Source organism: Coprococcus sp. RTP21281st1_F1_RTP21281_210402 (assembly GCF_040915325.1).
In the GTDB taxonomy this organism is placed as follows: Bacteria; Bacillota; Clostridia; order Lachnospirales; family Lachnospiraceae; genus Coprococcus; species Coprococcus aceti.
In genome coordinates this window covers 123,958-148,809 of the sequence record NZ_JBCPDQ010000002.1, presented here as the reverse complement: position 1 = coordinate 148,809, position 24,852 = coordinate 123,958, and the positions used below count along the sequence as shown (strand labels likewise).

Annotated in this window: 20 protein-coding genes and 1 pseudogene; all 21 read left to right on the top strand. The window is 44.9% G+C overall.

Annotated features, from left to right (window positions below; translation table 11 throughout):
* Positions 1-247, top strand: a pseudogene (locus tag AB5150_RS02670) (glycosidase); the annotation flags it as partial.
* A gap of 129 nt (positions 248-376) precedes the next feature.
* Entirely contained in the window at positions 377-1,402 is a 1,026-nt protein-coding gene (locus AB5150_RS02665; protein ID WP_022216164.1) for a glycoside hydrolase family 130 protein, read from the top strand.
* Between the two features lie 578 nt (positions 1,403-1,980).
* Positions 1,981-2,928, top strand: coding sequence for a type I phosphomannose isomerase catalytic subunit (locus AB5150_RS02660; RefSeq protein WP_022216165.1), 948 nt, complete (start codon positions 1,981-1,983; stop codon positions 2,926-2,928).
* Positions 2,929-2,966: 38 nt separating this feature from the next.
* On the top strand, positions 2,967-4,940 hold the full coding sequence (locus AB5150_RS02655; protein WP_243002956.1) for a GGDEF domain-containing protein: 1,974 nt from the start codon (positions 2,967-2,969) through the stop codon (positions 4,938-4,940).
* A gap of 169 nt (positions 4,941-5,109) precedes the next feature.
* A complete protein-coding gene (locus AB5150_RS02650; RefSeq protein WP_055224517.1) occupies positions 5,110-5,985 on the top strand; it encodes a DegV family protein in 876 nt (291 codons plus the stop codon).
* A gap of 254 nt (positions 5,986-6,239) precedes the next feature.
* Positions 6,240-6,650, top strand: a complete 411-nt coding sequence (locus AB5150_RS02645; RefSeq protein WP_015534709.1) for an Rrf2 family transcriptional regulator — start codon at positions 6,240-6,242, stop codon at positions 6,648-6,650.
* A 109-nt stretch (positions 6,651-6,759) separates the two neighbouring features.
* Complete coding sequence (sufC, locus tag AB5150_RS02640; protein ID WP_004851768.1) at positions 6,760-7,509, top strand: Fe-S cluster assembly ATPase SufC; 750 nt, start codon at positions 6,760-6,762, stop codon at positions 7,507-7,509.
* A 3-nt stretch (positions 7,510-7,512) separates the two neighbouring features.
* On the top strand, positions 7,513-8,919 hold the full coding sequence (gene sufB / locus AB5150_RS02635) for a Fe-S cluster assembly protein SufB (RefSeq protein WP_004851766.1): 1,407 nt from the start codon (positions 7,513-7,515) through the stop codon (positions 8,917-8,919).
* Positions 8,920-8,933: 14 nt separating this feature from the next.
* Positions 8,934-10,001 (top strand): SufD family Fe-S cluster assembly protein, encoded by a 1,068-nt coding sequence (locus AB5150_RS02630; protein WP_015534710.1) that lies wholly within the window; start codon positions 8,934-8,936, stop codon positions 9,999-10,001.
* Positions 9,982-11,199, top strand: coding sequence for an aminotransferase class V-fold PLP-dependent enzyme (locus AB5150_RS02625; RefSeq protein ID WP_015534711.1), 1,218 nt, complete (start codon positions 9,982-9,984; stop codon positions 11,197-11,199). The genes AB5150_RS02630 and AB5150_RS02625 overlap by 20 nt, the downstream gene beginning before the upstream one ends.
* Entirely contained in the window at positions 11,189-11,629 is a 441-nt protein-coding gene (gene sufU / locus AB5150_RS02620; protein WP_004851759.1) for a Fe-S cluster assembly sulfur transfer protein SufU, read from the top strand. The genes AB5150_RS02625 and sufU overlap by 11 nt, the downstream gene beginning before the upstream one ends.
* Positions 11,630-11,848: 219 nt before the next feature.
* Positions 11,849-12,961, top strand: a complete 1,113-nt coding sequence (locus tag AB5150_RS02615; protein WP_243440890.1) for an ATP-binding protein — start codon at positions 11,849-11,851, stop codon at positions 12,959-12,961.
* On the top strand, positions 12,951-13,679 hold the full coding sequence (locus AB5150_RS02610) for a response regulator transcription factor (RefSeq protein ID WP_055145411.1): 729 nt from the start codon (positions 12,951-12,953) through the stop codon (positions 13,677-13,679). The genes AB5150_RS02615 and AB5150_RS02610 overlap by 11 nt, the downstream gene beginning before the upstream one ends.
* A gap of 79 nt (positions 13,680-13,758) precedes the next feature.
* Complete coding sequence (locus tag AB5150_RS02605; RefSeq protein ID WP_227134984.1) at positions 13,759-16,269, top strand: Ig-like domain-containing protein; 2,511 nt, start codon at positions 13,759-13,761, stop codon at positions 16,267-16,269.
* Positions 16,270-16,407: 138 nt separating this feature from the next.
* Positions 16,408-18,891, top strand: coding sequence for an Ig-like domain-containing protein (locus AB5150_RS02600; protein ID WP_368291145.1), 2,484 nt, complete (start codon positions 16,408-16,410; stop codon positions 18,889-18,891).
* A gap of 220 nt (positions 18,892-19,111) precedes the next feature.
* The gene (locus tag AB5150_RS02595) at positions 19,112-19,735 is read left to right on the top strand and encodes a GDSL-type esterase/lipase family protein (RefSeq protein WP_368291144.1); all 624 of its coding nucleotides are present in this window, start codon (positions 19,112-19,114) and stop codon (positions 19,733-19,735) included.
* 99 nt (positions 19,736-19,834) lie between these two features.
* Positions 19,835-20,767, top strand: coding sequence for a cysteine synthase A (cysK, locus tag AB5150_RS02590; protein WP_055145423.1), 933 nt, complete (start codon positions 19,835-19,837; stop codon positions 20,765-20,767).
* Positions 20,768-20,780: 13 nt separating this feature from the next.
* The gene (locus tag AB5150_RS02585; protein ID WP_368291143.1) at positions 20,781-21,791 is read left to right on the top strand and encodes a sulfate ABC transporter substrate-binding protein; all 1,011 of its coding nucleotides are present in this window, start codon (positions 20,781-20,783) and stop codon (positions 21,789-21,791) included.
* Between the two features lie 18 nt (positions 21,792-21,809).
* Complete coding sequence (gene cysT, locus AB5150_RS02580) at positions 21,810-22,679, top strand: sulfate ABC transporter permease subunit CysT (RefSeq protein WP_117875187.1); 870 nt, start codon at positions 21,810-21,812, stop codon at positions 22,677-22,679.
* 61 nt (positions 22,680-22,740) lie between these two features.
* Positions 22,741-23,613, top strand: coding sequence for a sulfate ABC transporter permease (locus AB5150_RS02575; RefSeq protein WP_004851742.1), 873 nt, complete (start codon positions 22,741-22,743; stop codon positions 23,611-23,613).
* Between the two features lie 172 nt (positions 23,614-23,785).
* Positions 23,786-24,847: an ABC transporter ATP-binding protein gene (locus AB5150_RS02570; protein WP_015534721.1), complete on the top strand. Its 1,062-nt coding sequence runs from the start codon at positions 23,786-23,788 to the stop codon at positions 24,845-24,847.
* Positions 24,848-24,852: the final 5 nt, after the last annotated feature.

Below are 24,852 nucleotides of genomic sequence, written 5' to 3'. Positions count from 1 at the left end.
GGAGAGAGTCGGCGATGTATCCAACGTTGTATTCACAAATGGCGCCATCGTAAACGAGAACAACGAAGTGTTCATCTACTACGCATCAAGCGATACAAGAATGCATGTTGCAACAACAACAGTTGACAGACTCATCGACTATGTATTCAACACACCTGCTGATCCGGGAAGAAGCGTTGAGTGTGTAGCGCAGAGATGTGAGCTGATCAGGAAGAACCTTGAGTTCCTTAAGAATACAGACAAGTAAGAAAATATAATATATGGGCTGCCAGATGAAACAGCACGTTGGTTAGTATGCCCTTTGCCTGTGCAGATACCATATAACGTGATAATAAAATAAAAAATCCGGCTAAGATGCCGGAAGAAAGAGGTACTTATGTCAGAAGTAAAAATGTTCAGCGAGCCTGTGCCAAACGTGCCATGGCAGGACAGACCGGCAAATGACAATCATGACGCTCCAATCTGGAGATATACAGAGAATCCTATAATAGGAAGAAATCCGGCAAAGGGTGTTGCAAGAATATTCAATAGTGCAGTAGTTCCATTTGATGGAAAGTTTGTTGGAGTATTTAGAGGCGAGCAGGTGAATGGAATTCCATACATCTACCTCGGAGAGAGCGAGGATGCTATCCACTGGAATATCAGCGAGGAGAAGATCAAGTTTGTTGATGAGAACGGTGAAGAGTTCATGCCTATATACGCATATGATCCAAGACTTGTAAAGGTAGAGGATACATATTATGCAATCTGGTGCCAGGATTTCTATGGTGCAGCGATAGGCATCGCAAAGTCAAAGGATCTCAAGACATTTGTGAGAATCGAGAACCCATTCCTTCCATTTAACAGAAATGCAGTTCTCTTCCCAAGAAAGATCAACGGTAATTTCGTGATGCTGTCACGCCCAAGTGACAGTGGACACACACCATTTGGTGATATATTCGTAAGTGAGAGTCCTGATATGGTTTATTGGGGTAAGCACAGACATGTCATGGGCAAGAGCAGCGAGTGGTGGGAGTCACTCAAGATTGGCGGCGGTGCAGCCCCTATTGAGACTTCTGAAGGATGGCTGTTATTCTACCATGGAGTAGCGGGAACATGTAACGGTTATGTATACTCAATCGGTGGAGCAATCCTTGATATCGACAACCCATCGATCGTTAAGTATCGTTGTGAGAACTTCCTTCTCACACCGGAAGAGTGGTACGAGGAGCGTGGATTTGTTCCTAATGTATGCTTCCCATGTGCTACTATTCACGACAGCGAGTCTGGAAAGATCGCCATTTACTACGGTGCAGCTGACAGCTATGTTGGCCTTGCATTCACAAAGCTTGATGAGATCGTAGATTATATCAAGTCACACAGTGTGGTAACAACTTCTGATACCGAGATCGGTAGAAGATAGTTAGTTATAGATCGCTATGAGCCCCTACTCATACGCGGCAATTGTATTATTTTTTTCTCATTTCCCAAGGCGGTGCCCGCCGCCTTCGGGGCCCCTCTAAAAAGAAATGTAATGGCAGGTGATTGCCAAAACTTTTAGACTATGACAGCCTGGCAGTAAGCCGGGCTGAATTTGGTTCTGAGAGCTTTGGCAATCATATGACAGATTTTGGATCTAATAAGCCGGGAAAAGGACTCTGATGTATAGAAAAAGGCAACAGATGCAATAAAATAACAGTGGCATACATTATCATGGAAATGACGAGTGAAGAAGTCATAGTCAATGTAAAAATATGATTCCTTCAACGTCTTATATAGAACAGGCAATTGGGGAATGGTGTAATCAGTAACAGGTGTACATATTCGACATTGTCATGGTTCGGACATTTGAGCCCGCCGGTACTTAGATGGCGCGTTAGCGGCATCTTAGTATCCGCTGCAGGGCGAAACGAGCGGGAGCGTTCCGAGCCAGACAAGTCGGATGTGTACACCGTACGGATATGCACACAATTGCCGTACGTCAAAAGGAGGAAAATGACAATGAACAAGGAAATACTTTTTTTAAATCCCGTGTTTACGCACAATATCTGGGGCGGTACAAAGCTCAGAGAAGAATACGGATATGATGTTGAGGGCGATGATATAGGCGAGTGCTGGGGAGTTGCGGCACATGAGAATGGCAACTGTACAGTGAAAAATGGCGAGTTTGCAGGTCAGACGCTTGCCGACTTATGGGACAGCCACAGAGAGCTGTTTGGCGGCATAGACGGTGTCAGATTCCCACTGCTTATAAAGATAATCGATGCAAAAGATGATCTGAGTATTCAGGTGCATCCGGACGATGCATACGCAGCAGAACATGAGAATGGTTCATTTGGCAAGATGGAGTGCTGGTATATTCTTGACTGCAAGGAAGATTCAACACTTGTAATCGGTCATAATGCAAGGACAAAGGAAGAATTATGTGATATGATCGAAGGTAAGAAATGGAAGGAGTTTATCAGAGAGATCCCTGTTAAGAAGGGGGATTTCATTCAGATAGATCCTGGTACAGTACACGCGATCAAGGGTGGAATTACACTTCTTGAGACACAGCAGAACAGTGACATCACATACAGAGTTTATGATTATGACAGACTGAGCAATGGAAAGCCTAGAGATCTTCACGTAAAGCAGAGCATAGATGTTATAACAGTTCCTGCAAAGCCGGTTGAGGACAGCGTTATAAGTGTCAAGGCAGATAAGGCAAATGAACTCTGTGAGCTTATAAGCTGTAAGTATTACACAGTATACAAGCTGGATGTTGAGGGAAAGGCAGAGCTGAATGTGGGCGACAAGCCATTCCTTATCATGTCTGTAGTTGCGGGAAGTGGAACAGTGGATGGAAACGCTATAAAGAAGGGTGATCACTTTATCCTGCCAAACGGATACAGCAACCCAGTGTTTGAGGGCAATATGGAGATCGTAGCATCCACAGTCAGCAAGTAAGATCCTGCCTTTGGAAGAGAATGTCAAGGGGGATAGTTATGAAGAGAAAGACGATAGGTGTTCTGGTAGGTGGAATCACGGATGATTTTACGAGGCTGCTCTGTCATGGGGTTATAGAGAGAGCAAAGACGCTTGATGTCAATATAGTTGTTATTCCGGGTAAGTTTCTTGACCGGGAATACCCAGAAACGTCAGATATATATTATGAATATCAGTATCAGACACTGTTTTCCTATGCTACAAATGAGAATCTGGACGGCGTTATTGTTGCATCGAGTTGTATTGGCTGCTTTGCAACCAAGGAGCGTATCAGCGAATTTATGAAAAGATATCTGCAGATGCCGTGCGTGATAGTGGCTGCAGATGAGCCGGATCAGATTTGTGTCAGATATGACAATGGAGCAGGCATAAGAGAAGGACTCAATTACATGATCGAGGAACTTGGTTATACAAGAATAGGCATGATAGGCGGTCCGGACTCCAATTATGATGCAAAGGAGAGAAGGAGAACCTACATTGAGGTGCTTGAGGCTCATGGAATAGAGTTTGATCCGGGACTTTATGTGGAGGGCAATCTTACATCGGAATCAAAAGAGGTTTTCAGAGATATTCTGGACAGAAATCCGGATATGCAGGGAGTGTTCTGTGTGAATGATTCCTGTGCATCTGGTTTTTATGAAGAACTTAAGGCGAGGGATATTCTGCCGGGAAGAGATATATCAGTCATGGGTTACGATGATATTGAGTGGGCTACACAGATATATCCGACGCTCTCGACTGTGCGTGCAGACGCGGGAAAACTTGGCTCAGAGGCTGTAAATCTTATGGTCAGGCTCATTGATGGCAAGCAGGTTGAGAGTAAGATACTTCCTACTGAGTTTATCAGAAGAGATTCATTCTGTAAAAAAGGCGGATCAAGAAAACGTAGTAAGAATGTCATTGAGGGATATCTCTCAATGAACCATATGCTCTCAGAGCAGTGGGAAGAGCGGAATAAGACTCAGTTCAAGATGAAGACATTTATCCAGAAGGTCTTGAGCTTTGATAGAGGCAACGACAGAAGTTATGGAGAGATTCTTGGCACCATGGACTGGTTGGACATAGAGAATGCATTTATATTCTTATATAAAGAGCCAATAATACATCTGATCGGTGAGCCATTTGAACTGCCTGACCAGTTGTATCTCAAGACTAAGGATCTTAAAGAGAAGGTCAGCAGTGTGATCACTGTGAACCAGAAGGTGTCATCATCAAATCTTTATGATTTTGAGAGCCTCGGTGTGGAAGGAGCTGGAATATATGTACTCTTGCCGCTGTATTCCAACGAAATACTCTATGGAGTCCTTCTGTGTGATCTCACGGAAGGAGTTCTGGTGAATGGGGAGTTTCTTGGAAACCAGGTCTCAGCTGCTGTCAAGATGATCAATCTGCTCAAGACGAACGAGGAGATCATGAAGCGCCTTGAGGAGAGTATGGCGATCCTGCAAAAAAACAACATTATGCTTGACAATCTGTCAAAACAGGATCCCCTTACAGGAATCATGAACAGACGAGGTTTCTTTGACAGATCATTACAGCTGCTCAAGGAATGTGAGGAGCAGAAAAGGACGGCTACGGTATTCTACGCTGATATGAACAGTCTCAAGATCATCAATGACAGATATGGACATGATGAGGGTGATTTCTCTCTTAAAACCATAGGAGATATTCTGATCAAATCTGTAGGCGATAATGGAATCGTAGGCAGAATAGGTGGAGACGAGTATTGCTGTCTTGTACTCGGCCTTAAGGACTCTGACGCTGCAGATGCATTTGCTGAGGAAGTATACAGTTCATTTGAGAAGTTTAATGAGCACTGTGATAAGCCTTATAAAGTGAGTGTATCGCTTGGAAACTGTCAGATCGTAGAATATAACAAGAAAGGTCTTCAGAATGCCATGACTATGGCAGATGAGAAGCTGTATGAGGTGAAGAAGTACAGGAAGAAGGATGTTGTTAAGGTTAAGAATTGATAATTTATATAATAAATAAAAGGTATGATCAGGTTGCGTTGAGTGCAGCTTGATCATACCTTTTTTTTAAAATCTATACTCCCAGAAAAAATGTCTAAAATGTATAAATACAGAAAAAATATCTAATAATACTTGTGTGATGCATATTGTGCATGGAGGTGTTGTTGAGATGAAAAGAAATGATCATGGATGGAAACTGGTTTCGGATTCCGGCTGCAGTCTGCTTGTGCCGGATGAATCGGATGGACTGGCTGGAATAGATATAGATATAGATTATGCTGAGGTTCCGTTTGTAATATCTGTTGATAACACAGATTATATAGACGAACCGGGTATAGATATAGAGAAGATGCTTGAACATATTGCAAATTGCCGGTCAGGCGGAAGAACTAGCTGCCCTTCACCCCATGCGTGGCTTGAGGCGTGGGGGGATGCGGAAAATGTTATCGCATTTACGTTGTCAGCTGCATTGTCGGGAAGTTACAACAGCGCCATAGCTGCAAGACATATGGCGCTTGAGAAATATCCGGACAGGAATATTGCGGTGATAAACACATGTGGTGCCGGGGGGCTCCCGGAACAGCTGACAAATATAATATATGAAGGTATTCATGAAGGTGATTCATTTGATGCCATAGTAAGTGCTGCCGACAAAGCAGTGAAGGAGACTCAGGTGATGTTTGCCTTGGGGAGTCTGGACAACCTGATAAAGGCGGGCAGATTAAATAAGCTTGTGGGTTATGCGGCTCATAGATTCAATATATCCGCAATAGGTGTGGCATCACCTGGTGGACGAATTGAACTCAGACACAAATTCAGAGGTATGAAGAAGACATATGATAAGCTGATAGATACTCTCCGGGAGACGGGATTTGCAGGGGGAGAGCTGGTCATAAGCCACTGTATGAATGAGGAGGGAGCAGAAAAGCTGGGGCATCTTATCAAGGCTGAATGGCTCGACACAGATGTGAGCGTCGTACCTGCAAGCGGGCTGTGCAGCTATTATATGGGAAAAGACGGGCTGATAATAACATATCATGAGTAGACTGCTGCACGGATAAATTATATAAAATGCTTGAAATAGACAAAATAATGAAAAATAATGGAAGGCTGCCGCACCTTCTATTATTTTTTGTGTATTAACCTATTGACATAGTAGGTAAATGGGAATATCCTATTTTTGCGAGTCAGATGTTGACTTATTACGCCAAAAAATGGCGGATGAGGGTGATGACTGGAATGACCGTGTATTTGCGGCTGGAATGTGATCACACTCATATGTAAGGAGGATTTACAGATATGGTGATTTCTTCAAAGGGAGAATATGCCCTGAGGGTCATGGCAGACCTTGCTATAAACCACGACGGCAGATTCATTCCGTTAAAAGAAATAGTTCAGAAAGAGGAACTGTCCCAGAAGTATCTGGAGAGTATAATGCGCATGCTGTCCAAGGCAAATCTGATAGAGGCAGCCAGCGGACATGGCGGAGGCTACAGACTCAAAAAGGCTCCTGAGGAATATACGCTTTGGGAGATACTTGAACTCACGGAAGGTGGACTTGCTCCGGTGGCATGCATGAAGAACAGCGCAATGACCTGTGACAGATCCGGACAGTGCTACACTTTGCCGATATGGCAGGGACTGGCGGAGTTGATACAGGATTATTTCCAGGGGAAGACACTGGCGGATATAGCCAGAAATGTGGAATGAGCAGAGTGATTTGATACAAGCAAAAAGATAATTAAAGCGGGACAATTGAATCGCCGGATATAGAAGTGATAAAGCAATTGTCGGGCTTGGTATAAAAGGAGGCAGACTGATGTCAGATAAAAAATTATTGGAAGTTAAGAATTTACATGTTGATGTTGAGGATAAACAGATCCTTCACGGTGTGAACCTGGAGATCGGTAAGGGTGAGACACATGTACTTATGGGACCTAATGGAACCGGAAAGTCAACCCTTGGATATGCACTTATGGGCAATCCTAGATATACAGTCAGAGAGGGCGAGATATGGTTTGATGGTAAGAACATCACAGAAGAGGCTGTCAATGAGCGTGCAAAGGCAGGAATATTCCTCTCATTCCAGAATCCTCTAGAGGTGCCTGGTGTGACACTCAGCTCATTTATAAGAAATGCCCTTGAGCAGAAGACCGGCAAGAGAATCCGTCTCTGGGATTTCAAGAAGGAGCTTGAGAGAACCATGGAGATCCTTCAGATGGATCCATCTTATGCGGAGAGAGACCTGAATGTGGGATTTTCAGGTGGTGAGAAGAAGAAGGCAGAGATACTTCAGCTTCTGATGCTCAAGCCATCACTGGCAATCCTTGACGAGACAGATTCAGGACTTGACGTTGATGCAGTCCGTACAGTATCAGCAGGTATCGAGGAATACCAGAAGAACTGCAAGGGAAGTCTGCTTATCATCACACACAGCACCAAGATCCTTGAGTCACTCACCGTTGACTACACACATGTCATGGTTGAGGGCAAGATCATAGAGACTGGTGACGCATCACTTGTGGACAAGATCAACGAGTCTGGATTTGCAGAGTATGAAAGGATATAGAAGATGAAGGAAAAGACATATGTAGAGGACATAGACAGAAATATATATGACTTCAAGTATGATGACAAAGATGCCTATAAGCTTAAAGCTGGTCTCACACCTGAGATAGTTGAGCAGCTTTCAAAGGAGAAACATGATCCGGCATGGATGCAGAATTTCAGACTTGAGTCTTTACAGATATACAACAATATGCAGGTGCCTGACTGGGGCCCATCCATCGAGGGACTGGATATTGACAACATAGTTACTTACGTAAGACCAAATACCAAGATGAAGGGCAGCTGGGATGAAGTTCCAGAGGATATCAAGGATACATTTGAGAGACTTGGAATCCCTCAGGCTGAGAGAAAATCCCTTGCGGGAGTTGGTGCACAGTACGATTCAGAACTCGTATATCACAATGTCCGCCAGGAGGTTGCGGACATGGGAGTTGTGTACACTGATATGGAGAGTGCACTCACAGGTGAGTATGCAGACATGGTGCAGAAGCATTTCATGAAGCTTGTCACCCCTCATGATCACAAATTTGCAGCACTTCACGGAGCTGTGTGGTCAGGCGGTTCATTTGTATATGTGCCACCTGGAGTAAAGGTTGAGATCCCACTTCAGTCATACTTCAGACTTAATGCAGCGGGCGCGGGTCAGTTTGAGCACACACTCATCATAGTAGATGAGGGAGCAGACCTCCACTTTATAGAGGGATGTTCGGCACCGAAGTACAATGTGGCGAACCTTCACGCAGGCTGTGTGGAGTTGTTTGTCGGCAAGAACGCAAAGCTCAGATATTCAACCATAGAGAACTGGTCCAAGAACATGTACAACCTGAACACCAAGAGAGCTCGAGTTGAAGAGGGTGGAACCATCGAGTGGGTATCGGGTTCATTTGGATCACATGTGTCATACCTTTACCCGATGAGCGTGCTCAAGGGCAAGGGCGCCAGGATGGAGTTCACCGGAGTTACATTTGCCGGTAAGGGACAGAACCTTGACACAGGAGCGAAGGTAGTTCATGCGGCACCTGACACAAGCTCATATATCAACACAAAGTCTATCTCCAAGGACGGGGGTATAAGCACATTCCGTTCATCAGTTGTAGTGACAAAGGAGGCTGAGAACTCCAAGGCAGCAGTTTCCTGCCAGTCACTTATGCTTGATTCGATATCACGTTCGGACACCATACCGGCCATGGATATCAGAACCAAGAAGGTAAATGTGGGACATGAGGCACAGATAGGAAGCATCAGTGACGAGGCTGTGTTCTACCTGATGTCCAGAGGAATGAGTGAAGAAGACGCGAGAGCATGTATCGTCAGTGGATTTGCAGACAATGTATCGAAGGAGCTGCCGCTTGAGTATGCTCTTGAGATGAACAACCTCATCCGTCTTGAGATGAAGGGCAGCATAGGTTAAGGAGGTGCGGTGACATGGAGAACAATAACGAGATGAAGATCAACAAGCTCCCGGCAAAGACATGGTACTGGCTTCGCATGAACGACACAGCACTTAACTGGAATCCGGACATGGCGGGATGCAGTGTGAAGATAGATGGCGGCAAGAAAGCTGATAAGCAGGCTTCTGATTTCGATGGAATAGAGACTGGTGCAGGAAGAGATGCGGACGTACTCTTCGCACAGCAGGCAGCAGGAAGTGTACTCGTTGCGGACGAGACCAATAAAGGGCAGACTGTACACGTGCTGATAAATGGAACCGGGGCAAATGGCAGCAGCGGTTATGCTTACGTGCAGGCAGATGCAGGTTCAGACATGACAGTCATAGAGACATTTGGCGAGAATGCGGAGGGCGGCAGCCTGGCATTCCGTACGCGTTTTAATATAGAGAAGGATGCACACATACGTCTTGTACAGATATTTATGCAGGATGAGAACACGACCATACTCAACGACGTGGGAAGTGAGTGTGCGGAGAATGGCCAGCTAGATGTGCTTCAGATATTTATCGGCAAGGGCAATCTGTACAACGGCGTGAGAACTGAGCTCATTGGTAAGCGTGCTTCAACCAACATGGATATAGGTTATCTGGGACAGAAAAAACAGGTGATAGATATAAATCTTGTCGTGAACCATATAGGCAAGAAGACCAATTGCAACATACAGGTGGATGGAACGCTTAAGGATGCTGCGGAGAAGATATTCAGAGGTTCGATAGATTTCAAGACAGGTTCATCGGATTCGAAGGGCGCTGAGACTGAGAATGTACTGCTGCTCGGCGATGATGTGGTGAACAAGACTATACCGCTTATCCTCTGTGCAGAGGAAAATGTGGAGGGATCACATGGAGCGACCATCGGTGAGCTTGACGAGGATACTTTATTTTACTTCGCGTCAAGGGGAATCGATATGGAGACAGCCGAGGACATGATGACCAAGGGCAAGATGGAGGTCCTCTACCGCAAGATCCAGGACGAGGACACAGAGAAGCTGGTGGAGAAGCAGCTTGCGGAGGTAATGGAATATGACAGACAGGAATTATAGAGAGGATTTTCCTCTGTTGAGAAACAATGACACAGCTTATATAGACAATGCGGCCACAGCGCAGAAGCCACAGGTGGTCATAGACGCTGAGAGAGAGTTCTACGAGAAGAGCAATGCGAATCCACTCAGAGGATTCTATCCGCTCAGCCTTGAGGCGACAGAGAAGTATGAGAGTGCCAGAAAGGTAGTCAGGGACTTCATTCACGCTGACTCTGAGAAGGAGATAATCTTCACCAGGAATACCACAGAGAGCCTTAACCTTGTGGCATACAGCTACGCGCTGAATAACCTTAAGGCTGGTGACGAGATAGCAGTTACGATCATGGAGCACCACAGCAACATGCTTCCATGGCAGATGGCAGCCAGAGTCACAGGTGCAACTCTCAGATATCTCGACTGCGAGAAGGATGGAACGCTGACTGACGAGACCATCAATGCGGGAATCAACGAGCACACAAAGCTGCTTGCTGTCGGACATGTGTCAAATGTCCTCGGATGTGTGAATCCGGTCAGAAAGATGGCTGACAGAGCACACAGCTTTGGCGCGGTTGTCGTTGTCGACGGCGCACAGAGTACACCGCATATGGCTATAGATGTGCATGAGCTGGGAGCGGACTTCTTTGCATTCTCAGGCCACAAGCTCATGGGACCTATGGGAATAGGCGTGTTATACGGAAGACAGGAACTGCTTGACGCGATGCCTCCATTCATGTCAGGCGGAGAGATGATAGATTCGGTTTCAAGAGATGGTGCGGTATACGCGGAATTGCCTCACAAGTTTGAGGCAGGTACAGTCAATGCGGCAGGAGCTGCGGGACTTGCGGCTGCTATAGGCTACATCAAAGAGGTTGGATTTGACTATATAGAAAAGAGAGAGCTGGAGCTCACGACCCGTGCTATGGAGGGACTTGCAAAGCTTCCTCACGTACATGTCATCGGTTCAGATAAGCCGGAGAACCACACCGGAATAGTAGCGTTCACCATAGACAATGTACACCCACACGATGTCAGCGAGATCATGGCTGCGGATGGAATAGATGTGAGAGCGGGACATCACTGCGCACAGCCACTGCTTGTACATCTGGGCGTGTACAACACGACAAGGGCAAGCTTTATGTTCTACAATACAGATGAAGAGGTAGATGCATTTGTGGAGAGCGTCACAAATGTGAGAAGGAGAATGGGATATGCAGAATAATATTCAAAACAGGAATTTTTATAATGAGATCCTTACAGAGCACAATATGAGACCTGAATTCAAATATGATCTTCCTGCAGCAAATGTTGTGCTGGAGGGTGTAAATCCCAACTGCGGTGATGACATCTGGCTTAAACTGAAGGTTGAGAACGGAGTCATCGAGGATGGATCATTCGTGGGAGATGGATGTGCTATATCCCAGGCGTCGGCAGATATAATGCTTGGAATGATCATAGGAAAGACCAAGGAGGAGGCCTTGAAGCTTGGACAGCTCTTTCTGAAGATGATACAGGGAGAGGCTACAGACGAGGAGATAGACCAGCTTGAGGAGGCATCAGCGCTCAAGGATATAGCGCACATGCCGGCCAGAGTAAAGTGTGCGGTTCTCGGATGGCACACCCTTGAGGAAGCACTGAAGAATATATCATAAGGGTGGATTCCTTATGATAATGCGGGCGCTGCGCGAAGCGCATCGGAATGCGTCTGCTCCACATATCGTAGATATTCTTTATCTGCATCTTAACTATAGGCATGATATACTTCACTTGAATGTGTGAAAGCGGGCGCCGCTGGTAAGATCTATGTCGTTTGTGACATAAGGTGTACTGGTGGCGCTTTCTTTAAAATAATCCAAAAGGGATTGATACATATGAAAAAAATAAATATACAAAAAAGCAAAAAAAATAAGGGGTGTAAATGTAAGGACATTATAAAAAATGTGCTGTTGATGCTGGTGATGATAGCCATAGGGGTTGGATTGTGTCTGATAATAAAGACAACATTTACTACAGACATATTGATACCGGCCGTCATGGTGTTTTCGGTATTTTTGATATCGGTGTTCACTGACGGATATGTGTATGGAATACTGGCATCTGTAGTCAGTGTGATAATAGTGAATTTTGCATTTACATTTCCGTATTTCAAGATAGATTTCCTGATACCTGAAAATATCACATCGGCGATAATCATGATAGCCATAGCGTTTATCACCTGTGGTTTTACAAGTAAGATAAAGCATCAGGAAATGCTCAAGAAAGAAAGTGAGATGGAGAAAATGAGGGCGAACCTGCTGCGTGCAGTGTCGCATGATTTTCGAACTCCGCTTACCACCATTTACGGGGCCAGCTCGGCACTTATAGAGAGTGGCAGCGAATTTACGGATGAGCAGAAGGAGAAGATGCTCAGGGGAATACAACAGGATTCCCAGTGGCTTTATCGTATGGTTGAGAATCTGCTGTCCGTAACGAGGCTGGACGGAGACATTAATCTCATAAAGACCCCGATAGCCCTGGATGAGCTGATAGATTCGGTGCTTATCAAATTTGCAAAGAGATATCCTGATCAGGAGGTAGAAGTCGAGCTGCCCGATGAGCTGGTCATCATACCAATGGATGCAATTCTCATAGAGCAGGTTATCATCAATATCCTTGAGAATGCAGTACAGCATGCAGAGGGAATGAAGAATCTGGCATTGAATGTGAAATGCGATGGCGACAGGGTTGTGTTTGAGGTACAGGATGATGGCGATGGAATACCGGAGGATAGGTTGAAGCACCTGTTTGATGGAAGCCTTCTGGGGGACAGCTCTGATGAGGTGTCCGCGGACTGCAGGCCGAGAAGAAATGCCGGAATAGGTCTGTCGGTATGTGCGACCATCATAAAAGCACATGGAGGAGATATAAGTGCATACAATTCCGCGGAAGGTGGTGCAGTATTCAGGTTTACACTGAAGATAGAGGAGGTTACGGATGAGCAATAACAAATACAAAGTCTTGATAATAGAAGATGAACAAAATATCAACAACCTGCTGGATACCCTGATGCAGGCAAATGGTTATCAGACGATCATAGCCACATCCTGCGGGAGTGGACTTATGATGTATGCGTCTCATAGGCCTGACATAGTTATACTTGATCTCGGACTCCCGGATAAGGATGGTATATCGTTCCTCACAGAGATAAGAAAGACGGATTTCACGCCGGTCATAGTTCTCTCGGCGAGATCTGATGAGAAGGATAAGGTGGAGGCTCTCAATCTGGGTGCAAATGATTATGTTACAAAACCATTTGGTTCGGAGGAGCTGGTTGCCAGGGTCAGATCTGCACTCCGCACAGTGCTTTACCAGGCACATGACAGTGAACTGCCGACAGGGAAATTCCAGACTGGGGATCTGCTCATAGACTATGAGGCCAGACGAGTGTTCATAGGGGATGAGGAGATCAAGCTGACTCAGACTGAGTACAACATAGTCGATCTTCTGTCCAGACATCCGGGCAAGATGCTTACATACAGTTTTATAGTCAAGGAGGTCTGGGGCTACAATGACATGGGAAGCACCAAGAGACTTCAGGTCAATATGGCGAATATAAGAAAGAAGTTCGGAGTGAAGCCGGGCAAGAAGAGTTTTATCATCAATGAGCTGGGCGTGGGATACAGGATGTGTGATGACAGCGAAAAACTCATTGATAGTATTTGATGGTAGATTAATAAAATAAAGTCCGCTATACTGATTTTATGAAGTATAGCGGATTTTTTATTAAATCAGGAGGAGTGTTATGAAAGGGTACAGAAAAATCATGAAGGCTGTGGCGGTCATTCTTGCATTTGCACTGATATTTTCAGGTATGAATGTTCCGGGAACTGCGCTGGCAGCTACAACGGCGGCTACGGCAAAAAACACGGTTGTAAAGAGCATCACTGTGAGCAATCTGCCAGCCGGCACACTTACGCTCAAGGCGGGAAAGTCATTTGCTCTTAAGACAAATGTGGCGGCGAAAGAGCTGAAATTCGTAACCAGCAACAGAAGGATAGCAACCGTGACAACTGCGGGAGTGATCAAAGCAGGAAATGTAAAAAATGGGACAGCTAAGATTACAATGTCGCTGAAGGCTGATCCTAAGGTAAAGAAGGTTATTACGGTAACTGCAGGACAGCCTGTCACGAGTGTAAAGCTTACTAAAAGCAAGCTGACGCTGGTAAAAGGAAAAAGTGCTGTGGTAAAGGCTTCTGTTGGAACAAGCAAGGCAAGCAATAAGAAGGTCGTATGGAAGAGCAGCAATATAAAGGTTGCTAAGGTTAATTCCAGAGGACGGATAACAGCAGCCGGAGGCGGTTCGGCAGTCATCACAGCAGTAGCTGCAGATGGTTCCGGCAAGAAGGCAAGTTGTAAGGTATCAGTCAAGGCGTATGTAACTTCTATAAAGTTCAAAAAGGGCAGCGGTAAGATGTATGTGGGAAAAACAGAACAGTTAAACCCAGTCATTGCACCGGCAGATGCAACAAACAAAAAGTGTACCTGGAAGTCTTCGAATGATAAGGTCGCTATGGTAAGTTCATTCGGACTCGTTGTGGCTGTTGGCGCTGGAACCACAGTGATTACAGCAACAACTACAGACGGAACAAAAAAGACAGTAAAATATAAGCTGACAGTTCTAAATGCTGTGAAGATTGCTTCGGCGCAGGTGGATAACAGGCAGACAATAAATGTTACATTGTCATCTGCACAGAAGCTGACAGCATCAAATTTTGCTGTTAAAGTAAAGACCACATTAAATGGCGGCATATACAACAAGAGCATTCCGATTGAAAGTGTGTCTACAGGAGACAATAAAAAATACACGATCAGGTTAAACAAGGAGAACAGGCTTTCATCTTCGGACAGAATATGTGTGTACGTAAGTGGACTTACAGGAACAGGAACCGGTAAGGTGGAGACATATTATTCTGACGGAAAGTATAATAAGACATATTATGAAGCCAGAGCAATTGAGCAGAATGCGAATGTGAATACAGACGTTAATTTATCTGGCAGTGGCTACCTCAAGGTTTCTGTAAAGGACGTTCCGGCTGGAATGAGGTATACAATAGGTGGAATGCGTTCCAACTGTATTACTTTCACAGGGAAAATAACCAAGTCTGGCACATCAGTCACGACAATTACAGCAGTTGATGAGTATGGTAATACAATGACAACTATCGTAACATGGTGTGTATACAACAGCTCCGTGATATCAGCTTATTACAGCCCAAGGTATTATCGCACTCGTGGTGAAAGTGGAGCGGCTGTGCATGTAGCTGCTGATATAAATTCTGTAGCTGGTGGCTCAGGAAATTATATCTATGATATAGTTGGCAATACTTATGGTCTTGATATTTATAGTAATGGTAAATTGGAGGGTTACATCAATAAGGCTGGTACTTATAATATAAAAGTCAGGATAACGGATTCCGATAATGCCGGAGTCAGCACAACTGTAGACTGTGTGATAAATGTTGCACAGGGAATTACAGTATCGGGATATATCAGGGATGTGGCAGGAGAAGTATTGTCAAATGCATATATTATATTTACGAATAGGGACAAATCCACAGAGTATACATATTACTGTTATTCTGATGTAAAAAGAGATGGATCGTATTCTGTAGATATTGTTCCTGGGACATATGATATAGCTATATATTCGGGTTCGGACACAACATACATATATTCACAGCGGTTTACCGGAAACATTTCGGGAAGAAATTATTCGTCGGATGTAAAAAAGATATCCGTTAGATCAAAGGATAACGGATATAATATAGAGAATATCGGCACATGGTATGACGAGGATGGCAACAGCGTTGGAGCTGGTGCATACGTTTATCTGGCGCCTGGTACTTACAGACTTACAGGTCGCGGGGTTGCTTTAGCCGGAACTATAACCGCAACGATAAACAGCAAGACTTCATATGTTGTAGCAGATATTAAGACAGACTATGAGGAGATTGGTGATAGAACCTCTATAAATGCATCAGTGGGAACATACTATAGATTTGTTCCAAAGATGACGGCAGCATACTATATCTATTCAAGCTCTGGATCGAGTAATAATCCATATGGACATCTTTATGATGCAGATGGAGAAGTGCTTACAATTAATGATGATGACAAGCAGGAGCATATCAGCACAGGAAATGACCACGATTTCTATATGTCATATAACTGTGAAGCAGGAAAAGTCTACTATATTAATGTTACACGAAACAGCAGTATGGTATATATAACCACAGAGTATCCTGGAAATTAAGTGGATACCCGTACGTCTTTTTATGTGGATATGAATAATGCTCAATAGCATGTGCGAGATTGACAAGCATAGCATATAATTTTTAATATATGATATGGTGTAATAAAAGGGAATGTTACATAAAAAAGGAGGAACTTTATGAAAAGAAGTAACAGGTTTATGGCGGTCATTGCGGTGATCCTTGCATTTGCATTGACATTTACAGGTGTCAGCATTCCGGCAAATGCGGCGGCCACATCAACCGTCAAGAGTATCACGGTGAAGAATCTTCCAAGTAATACTCTTACACTCAAGGCGGGGAAAACATTTACACTGAAGACAAATACGACTTCAGGCAATCTGAAATTCTCAACAAGCAATAAAAAGATCGTGACAGTATCTTCTGCAGGCAAGATAAAAGCAGTGAAAAAGGGTAGTGCAAATATCACGATCTCTCTCAAGTCAAACGCAAAGATCAAGAAGGTGGTGAAGGTCACAGTCGGACAGCCGGCCACAAGAGTCAAGGTGAACAAATCTGCGCTGACGATCAAGAAGGGCAGGTCGGCAGTGATAAAGGCGACAGTAGGTCCTAACACAACCAGCAATAAGAAGGTTATCTGGAAAAGCAGCAATTCCAAGATCGCAAAGGTAAGCGCTACAGGTAGGGTCACAGCGGTAAAAGGTGGAACAGTGACTATCACAGCAGTGGCTGCTGACGGTTCAGGAAAGAAAGCAGTCTGCAAGGTAACAGTAAAGGCACCGATAACATCATTAAAATTCAGTAAAATAAGTGGAAAGCTGTATGTAGGCAAAACGATGCAGCTCAGCCCAGTTATAAAGCCGGCATATGCAACCAATAAGAAATGTGCATGGAGTTCTTCAAATGATAAGGTAGCCATGGTAAATTCTGAAGGAAAAGTATATGCGGTTGCTGCAGGAACAGCAGTGATAACAGCGAAGGCTACAGATGGCACCGGCAAGAAGGCTTCGTACAAAATAACGGTCGAAAAACCAGTCACAATTGTATCGGCAATGATGAGTAACCCTCGTACAGTTAAACTTACGCTGTCATCTGAACAGAAACTGACGTCCTCAAGTTTTTCAATCAAGGCGAGTACAGTGATGAATGGTAATTATAATTACAATATTCCATTTGACAGTGTTACAACAAAAGACAATAAGAACTATACGATTGCACTGAGAAGAGGCTATACATTGTCAAGAAAGGCAAGAATCTGCATATATATAAAGGGACTTACGGGTACAGGTAATTCTAAAATTGAGACATATTATTCTGGAGACGTGAATAATAGAACGATTTATGTATCCTATAAGTGTGAGCAGAATGTTGGTATGAATAAGACTCTGGATGTAAATAGCATTGAAGGTTATAAGGGCATATGTGTGATCAATGTAGTGGGCCTCCCTGCCGGCGTGAAATACAAGGTGGATCCAGGAGATGCCAATAAGGTTTATTTCAGTGGAAAACCGACTAAGGCGGGAACGACTGTGACAACTGTTAAAGCAGTCGATGAACTGGGAAATGTGGACACTTATGAAATTTCATGGAATATATACAGCCAGACAACGATTGCAGGAAATTATGAACCAGTATTTAAAATTATGGGACGTAACAGCCATATCTGTAGGATCAACAATAGTATTGCAGCTGTGGCTGGCGGTTCCGGAAGTTATACATACAGTTTTGTCGGAGAAAGTTATAATCTCAGCATTGATTCAAAAGGAAAAATAACCGGTAAATTAGAAGAAGAAGGTACATATAATCTCAAAGTAAAAATAACAGATGCCAACAACGAAAAAATAAGTACCATAGTTGGTTGTGTGATAAAAACTATACTTGGATCAACTCTTATGGGGTATGTCAGAGATAAAAATGGCAATATACTGGATGGGGCAAGTGTTATTATCATAAACAAAGATAATTCAGTCCAATACGAACTTAACAGTGAATTTGCTACAGTAGATCGTAATGGACAATATTATATGTCAATTATTCCTGGAACATATGATGTGAAAATTAAAATTGGGGACGATGTGACTTATATCGGCAATCGTACATTTGGCGTTGGGGAGAATAAAGTGGATCTTGCGGCGGATGTAACAAAGATTGCGGTCAAATCTAACAATGAAAAGTGCACGGTTGACGATCTGGGCAGATGGACAGATGAATATGGTAGAATATGTGGCTGGAACGGATATGTGTATCTTGTTCCTGGAACATATGAGCTGACAGCGGAAGGTTCAGGTAAGCGTGGTGTGATATCAGCAAAAGTGACCAGTAAGACGACCACGTTAACTGCGGATGTGAATGAATTTGCTATTGACTTTGGCAATTTTAACGATGTATATGCAGAAGTTGGAATGTATTACAGGTATGTGCCAAAGAAAACAGGAACATATTATTTTTATTCTGTTTCATACGGTGATCCAAAGGGATACTTATATGATGAGAACAAAAATCTGCTCATGGAAGTGGACGATGCAGAGCATAGCAAGACAACAAATAAAAAAGATTTTTACATGAGCTATAACTGTGAAGCTGGAAAGTCATATTACATAAAAGTAAGCGGTAGTTCGGTTGATGTGTATGTAAGAGATTGTGATCCTAATGCAGAGGATTAACGGCTGGATATGTGCTTTATAAAGGAGTGGAGATGATATTTTTTACATCTTCACTCTTTTTTTAAACAATAAAAGCACATAATCCCTATTGACATAGTAGGAAATAAGTTGTATACTCCAACATGTTGATAGATAATTACTACATATCAGATAGGATATATGTGGATTGATGATGAAATCCATTGAACAGAGCGAGGTTCAATAGACAGGAGGTGGACACATGCAACAGGTGTTGTGCTTTGGAGATTCCAATACATGGGGATACAATCCTGAGAATGGGGAGAGATTTCCCTGGGGAATCAGATGGACCAGTATATTGCAGCAGAAGCTGGCAAATAAAGATATAAGGATCATAGAGGAAGGCCTCTGTGGAAGAACAACAGTGTTCGAGGATCCACTGAGACAGGGAAGAAAGGGCGTGTCGCTGTTCCCAACTCTGCTGGAGACACACAAACCGGAGAATATAGTAATCATGCTTGGAACAAATGACTGTAAGACGGTGTTCTCGGCATCACCGGATGTGATAGGCAAGGGAATACGGAGACTGCTCATTCAGGCGAGGCAGTATTCAGCAGACAGCAGGATACTTCTCGTATCGCCGATACACTTAGGCGAGCAGGTGTGGAAGGATGAATTTGATCCTGAGTTCTCATCGGAATCCGTTGAGGTGTCAAGGAAGCTCACAGATGTCTATAAAAAGATAGCCGACGAGTTTGGTGTAGAATTTCTGGCGGCGTCATCTGTGGCGGACAGCAGCGAGGCAGATCAGGAGCACATGAATCCTGAGGGCCATGCAGCACTGGCAGGAGCAATAGAGGAAAAGATTTATCAGATGGCCTGTTAAGAATTATATAGAAAATAATGTACAGTATATAAAGATAGTAAAGAATCAAGAAAGAACATAGAGACTTCAAAAAAGTAAAAAAAGAAAGGAAACAAAATCATGGCAAAGATAGCATCACAGTTAACAGAACTTATAGGAAATACTCCACTTCTGGAGCTCACAAATTATGAGAAGGAGCTTGGCCTCAAGGCACACATCGTTGCAAAGCTTGAGTATTTCAACCCGCTTGGCTCAGTGAAGGATCGTGTGGCAGCAGCCATGATCGAGCAGGGAATAAAGGATGGCCTCATCAATCAGGAGACAGTCATCATCGAGCCTACATCAGGCAATACAGGAATCGGACTTGCATTTGTATCAGCAGCAAAGGGCCTTCACCTGATACTCACCATGCCGGACACCATGAGCGTTGAGCGTAGAAAGATCGTGTCAGCTCTCGGTGCTGAGATCGTGTTAACACCGGGCAGAGAGGGAATGAAGGGAGCCATCGCCAAGGCAAATGAGCTCAAAGAGCAGTACGGAAATGCATTCATCCCACAGCAGTTTGAGAACAAGGCAAATCCTGCTATCCACAAGAAGACAACAGCAGAGGAAATCTGGAGAGATACAGACGGAAAGGTTGATGCATTTGTATCAGCAGTAGGAACAGGCGGAACAGCCACAGGAACAGGAAGCGGACTTAAGGAGCACAACCCGAATGTCAAGCTGATAGCAGTTGAGCCTGCTGATTCACCTGTTCTCTCAGGCGGTGCACCTGGCCCACACAAGATTCAGGGAATCGGAGCAGGATTCGTACCTGGCGTTATGGATCTGAGCATCGTGGATGAGATCATCAGGATCCAGAACGATGATGCATTTGACACAGCGAGAAAAATAGCAAAGACAGATGGTGTATTGGTTGGAATATCCGCAGGTGCGGCACTCTATGCGGCAACTGAGCTTGCAAAGAGACCTGAGTACGAGGGCAAGACCATCGTGGTTCTCTTCCCGGATACAGGAGAGAGATACCTCTCAACATCACTGTTTAACCTGTAATTAGGAGAAAAATATGAGACTTGGGAAAAGAGTATTGCTTCTGTCCATGGCGGCGGTGCTGGCGATAGGCGCGGCCGGCTGTGGCGGGAAGAAGGACGATGTTATCACAATTACAAATGTTTCGTATGACCCGACGAGGGAGCTGTATGAGCGATACAATGACATGTTCGAACAGTATTACAAAGAGCAGTACGGACAGGACATCAAGGTCATCCAGTCTCATGGAGGTTCCGGCTCACAGGCGAGGTCGGTGGTGGAGGGCTGTAATGCAGATGTTGTCACACTGGCACTTGAGCATGACATTGACCTCATATCAGCAAATGGCCTGATAGATTCAGGCTGGATAGATGAATTTGACAAGGATTCAGCACCCTACACATCCACTATCGTGTTCCTAGTGAGAAAGGGAAATGCTAAGGATATAAAGGACTGGAACGATCTGGTGAAGGACGATGTGGAAGTCATAACACCTGATCCGAAGAGTAGCGGCGGAGCCTGTTGGAATTTCCTTGCGGCTCTTGCCTATGCCAGAACTACATACAGCGATGAAGCTGATATATGGCAGTTTATGAAGAAGCTTTATCAGAATGTGTCGGTCATGGATTCGGGAGCCAGAGGTTCGACGACCACATTTGTGGAGAATGGCAAGGGTGATGTACTGATTGCCTGGGAGAATGAGGCGATAGCAACCCTGAGGGAATACCCGGAGGATTACGAGATAGTTAATCCGTCGGTGAGTATACTGGCTCAGCCGAGTGTGGCGGTTGTCGATGACAACGCAAAGCACAATGGAACAGAGTCGGTCAGCACAGAGTATCTGAAGTACCTGTACAGCGATGACGCTCAGAGGCTTGAGGCTGAGAGCGGCTATCGCCCGACAAATGAGAAGATACTTGCAGAGTATGCAGACGTATTTGATCTGGACATCAAGCAGTGGACCATAGATGATTTCGGAGGCTGGGACAAAGCCTATGAGGATTTCTTCGATGACGGTGCAAAGTTTGACGAGATATATGATTATTAAAATGGATTGGAAGACGAGATGGCAGCAGAGGAAAATGGCAAGAAGGATAAACTTAATAACGCAAAGAAGACCAGAGTTATCCCGGGATATCATCTGACGCTTGGAATAGTCATTGCAATGCTGTCGCTGATAGTTCTGATCCCGCTGGCATCGGTGCTGGTGTCATCGCTGAAGCTCTCACCGGGTGAATTCTGGCATCTGCTTCTGAAGAAGAATGTGCTGAATGCATTTAAGACCAGCATCGGCTGTTCGTTCATAGCGGCGATAGCCAACACGGTGTTTGGTCTGATAATAGCGTGGACACTGGTCAAATACGATTTTCCCGGCAAGAAGATACTGGACGGATTCATAGAGCTTCCATTCTGTCTGCCAACGGCGGTTGCCGGTATCACACTGTCGAGACTTTACAGTGAGGATGGATTTCTTGGAAAAACGCTCAAGGCTCTTGGAATAGACGTTGCATACACGAAGATCGGACTTACCATCGCCCTTGTATTTGTGGGAATACCATTTGTCATAAGGGCGGTGCAGCCGATACTTGAGAAGATGGACAATCAGTACGAGGAGGCGGCCTACATGCTCGGAGCCACACCGAGAAGAACATTTTTCAAGGTTATTCTTCCGGAGCTCAGACCGGCGCTGCTTACAGGATTTGGACTGGCATTTGCCAGAGGAATCGGAGAGTACGGCAGTGTCATCTACATATCGGGCAACAGCGCGAAGGAGCAGACACAGGTCATATCATACGTGATCATGCAGAAGCTCAGCTACATAGACTATGCCAGCGCAACAGCGATAGCACTGGTGATGCTGGTCATATCATTTGTATTGTTATTTGCGATCAACATAGTACAGCTGAGGCAGTCGAGAAGGACAAACCTACTATAAACCTATAATAAGTTACGACAATCATTGATGCGCAAATGCACAAACGAAAGGAGAAAACACAATGAGCGAACAGGAAAAGCTGCAGCGCGGCAAGCGCAGGACAAAGATAATACTGATAACCGTGACGGTGCTTTTCATAGTGCTCATGCTTGTTGTTCCACTTATATCGGTGATAACAAGTGCGCTGAAGGAGGGCTTTAAGTTCTACCTGCAGTCCATCACGACAGAGTACGTGATAAGTGCACTTGGTGTCACACTTATTGCCACAGTCATAGCTGTGGTGGTAAACACATTTTTCGGAATATGTGCGGCATGGCTGCTGACGAAGTTCTCCTTCAAAGGCAAGCAGGTGCTGGCGACACTGATAGACATTCCGTTTTCCATATCACCTGTCATCGTAGGCCTTGCCTACCTCATGACATTTGGAAGACTTGGATGGACGTATCCGGCGATCAGGTGGATCAATGATATGCTGGGGACAAACATCAGGATAACATTTGCAGTTCCGGGAGTTGTGCTTGCTACCATATTCGTGACATTCCCATTTGTGTCGAGGGAGCTTATCCCGGTGCTGAACGCCCAGGGCAAGGATGAGGAGGAGGCAGCGGCGCTCATGGGGGCGAAGGGCTTCACGATATTCAGAAGGATAACACTTCCCCAGATGAAATGGGGACTCATATACGGAATAATTCTCTGTACCGCCAGAGCACTCGGCGAGTTCGGTGCGGTAAATGCATTGTCCAAGACAAGGGGTGGGACATTTACACTTCCACTTGAGATCGATGCGCTGTACATGTCGGGAACGGAGGAATCCATCACAGCAGCATTTGCTGTATCGTCCATACTGGTGATCATAGCAGTCATAATATTGTTCCTGAGAAATCTGCTTGAGTACAGAGCGAAGAGGAAACGCGCTTATGAACGAAGTTCATAACTCTCATGCGCGTGACGACCTGCCGCTGAGCGGAGGCGAGGGGGCGATACCCGAAAAAGGGCGATATCCGATAAGGGTGAAGTGAGATAGTCTGCATATGGGATGGCTTGCAGGAGCTTCGAGAGATAGATCAGATGTGGCAGAATAAGAAAACAATAAGGAGGCTGACGACATGTACGTCGAGATGAAAAATATATATAAGAAATATGGAGATTTCCTGGCGTCCAACAATGTCAGCTTTGGTGTGGAGAAGGGCAAGCTGGTGGCGCTTCTGGGACCGTCGGGAAGCGGAAAGACGACACTTCTCCGAATGATAGCCGGACTTGAAAATCCAAATTCCGGTGACATATACATAGACGGCAGGCGTGTAAATGATATACCAGCTGCGAAGAGAGGAATAGGATTTGTATTCCAGAATTATGCACTGTTCCGTTACATGACGGTATTTGACAATGTGGCATTCGGACTTGAACTCATGAAGGTTCCAAAGAAGGAGATCAAGAAGAGAGTTATGGAGCTTCTGGAGCTTACAGGGCTGTCAGGTATGGAGAAGAGATATCCGAATCAGCTCTCAGGCGGACAACGGCAGAGAGTGGCATTTGCCAGGGCGCTGGCACCGAATCCACAGGTGTTGCTGCTGGACGAGCCATTTGCCGCGATAGATGCAAAGGTCAGGACGGAGCTTAGAACCTGGCTCAAGGAGATGGTTGAAAAGCTTGGCATAACGAGCATATTTGTCACTCACGATCAGGATGAGGCTGTGGAGGTTGCGGATGAGATCATCATCACCAATCACGGACAGATAGAGCAGATGGGATCACCGATGGAGATATACAAGACGCCGTCCACACCGTTTGTGGCACAGTTCATCGGAAGGTCAACCGTTGTGGAGGACTACGAGAAGCTTAAGGGCTTTGATAGAGTGCCGGGAGCGGACAAGGCAGTCATCAGACCTGAGTTTGTAAAGATATCCAAGAGCGGCAGACTGGATCAGTACCAGAGTGCGGCGGAGTCGGGAATAGTCAAGGATGTGCTGTTCCGCGGAAGCCATCTGGACGTAACGGTGGATGTCAACGGAGTGGAGATCGTCGCTGAGAGATCCATGGAGAAGGATGTCGTAAAGCCGGGGGAGCAGGTTCACGTTCTAATCTACAGGCTGTATGTATTTGATGAGAATCAGACATATCTGCTGGAGAACAAGGCAATGCAGGATAACGATGTATTCTACATCTAATTATA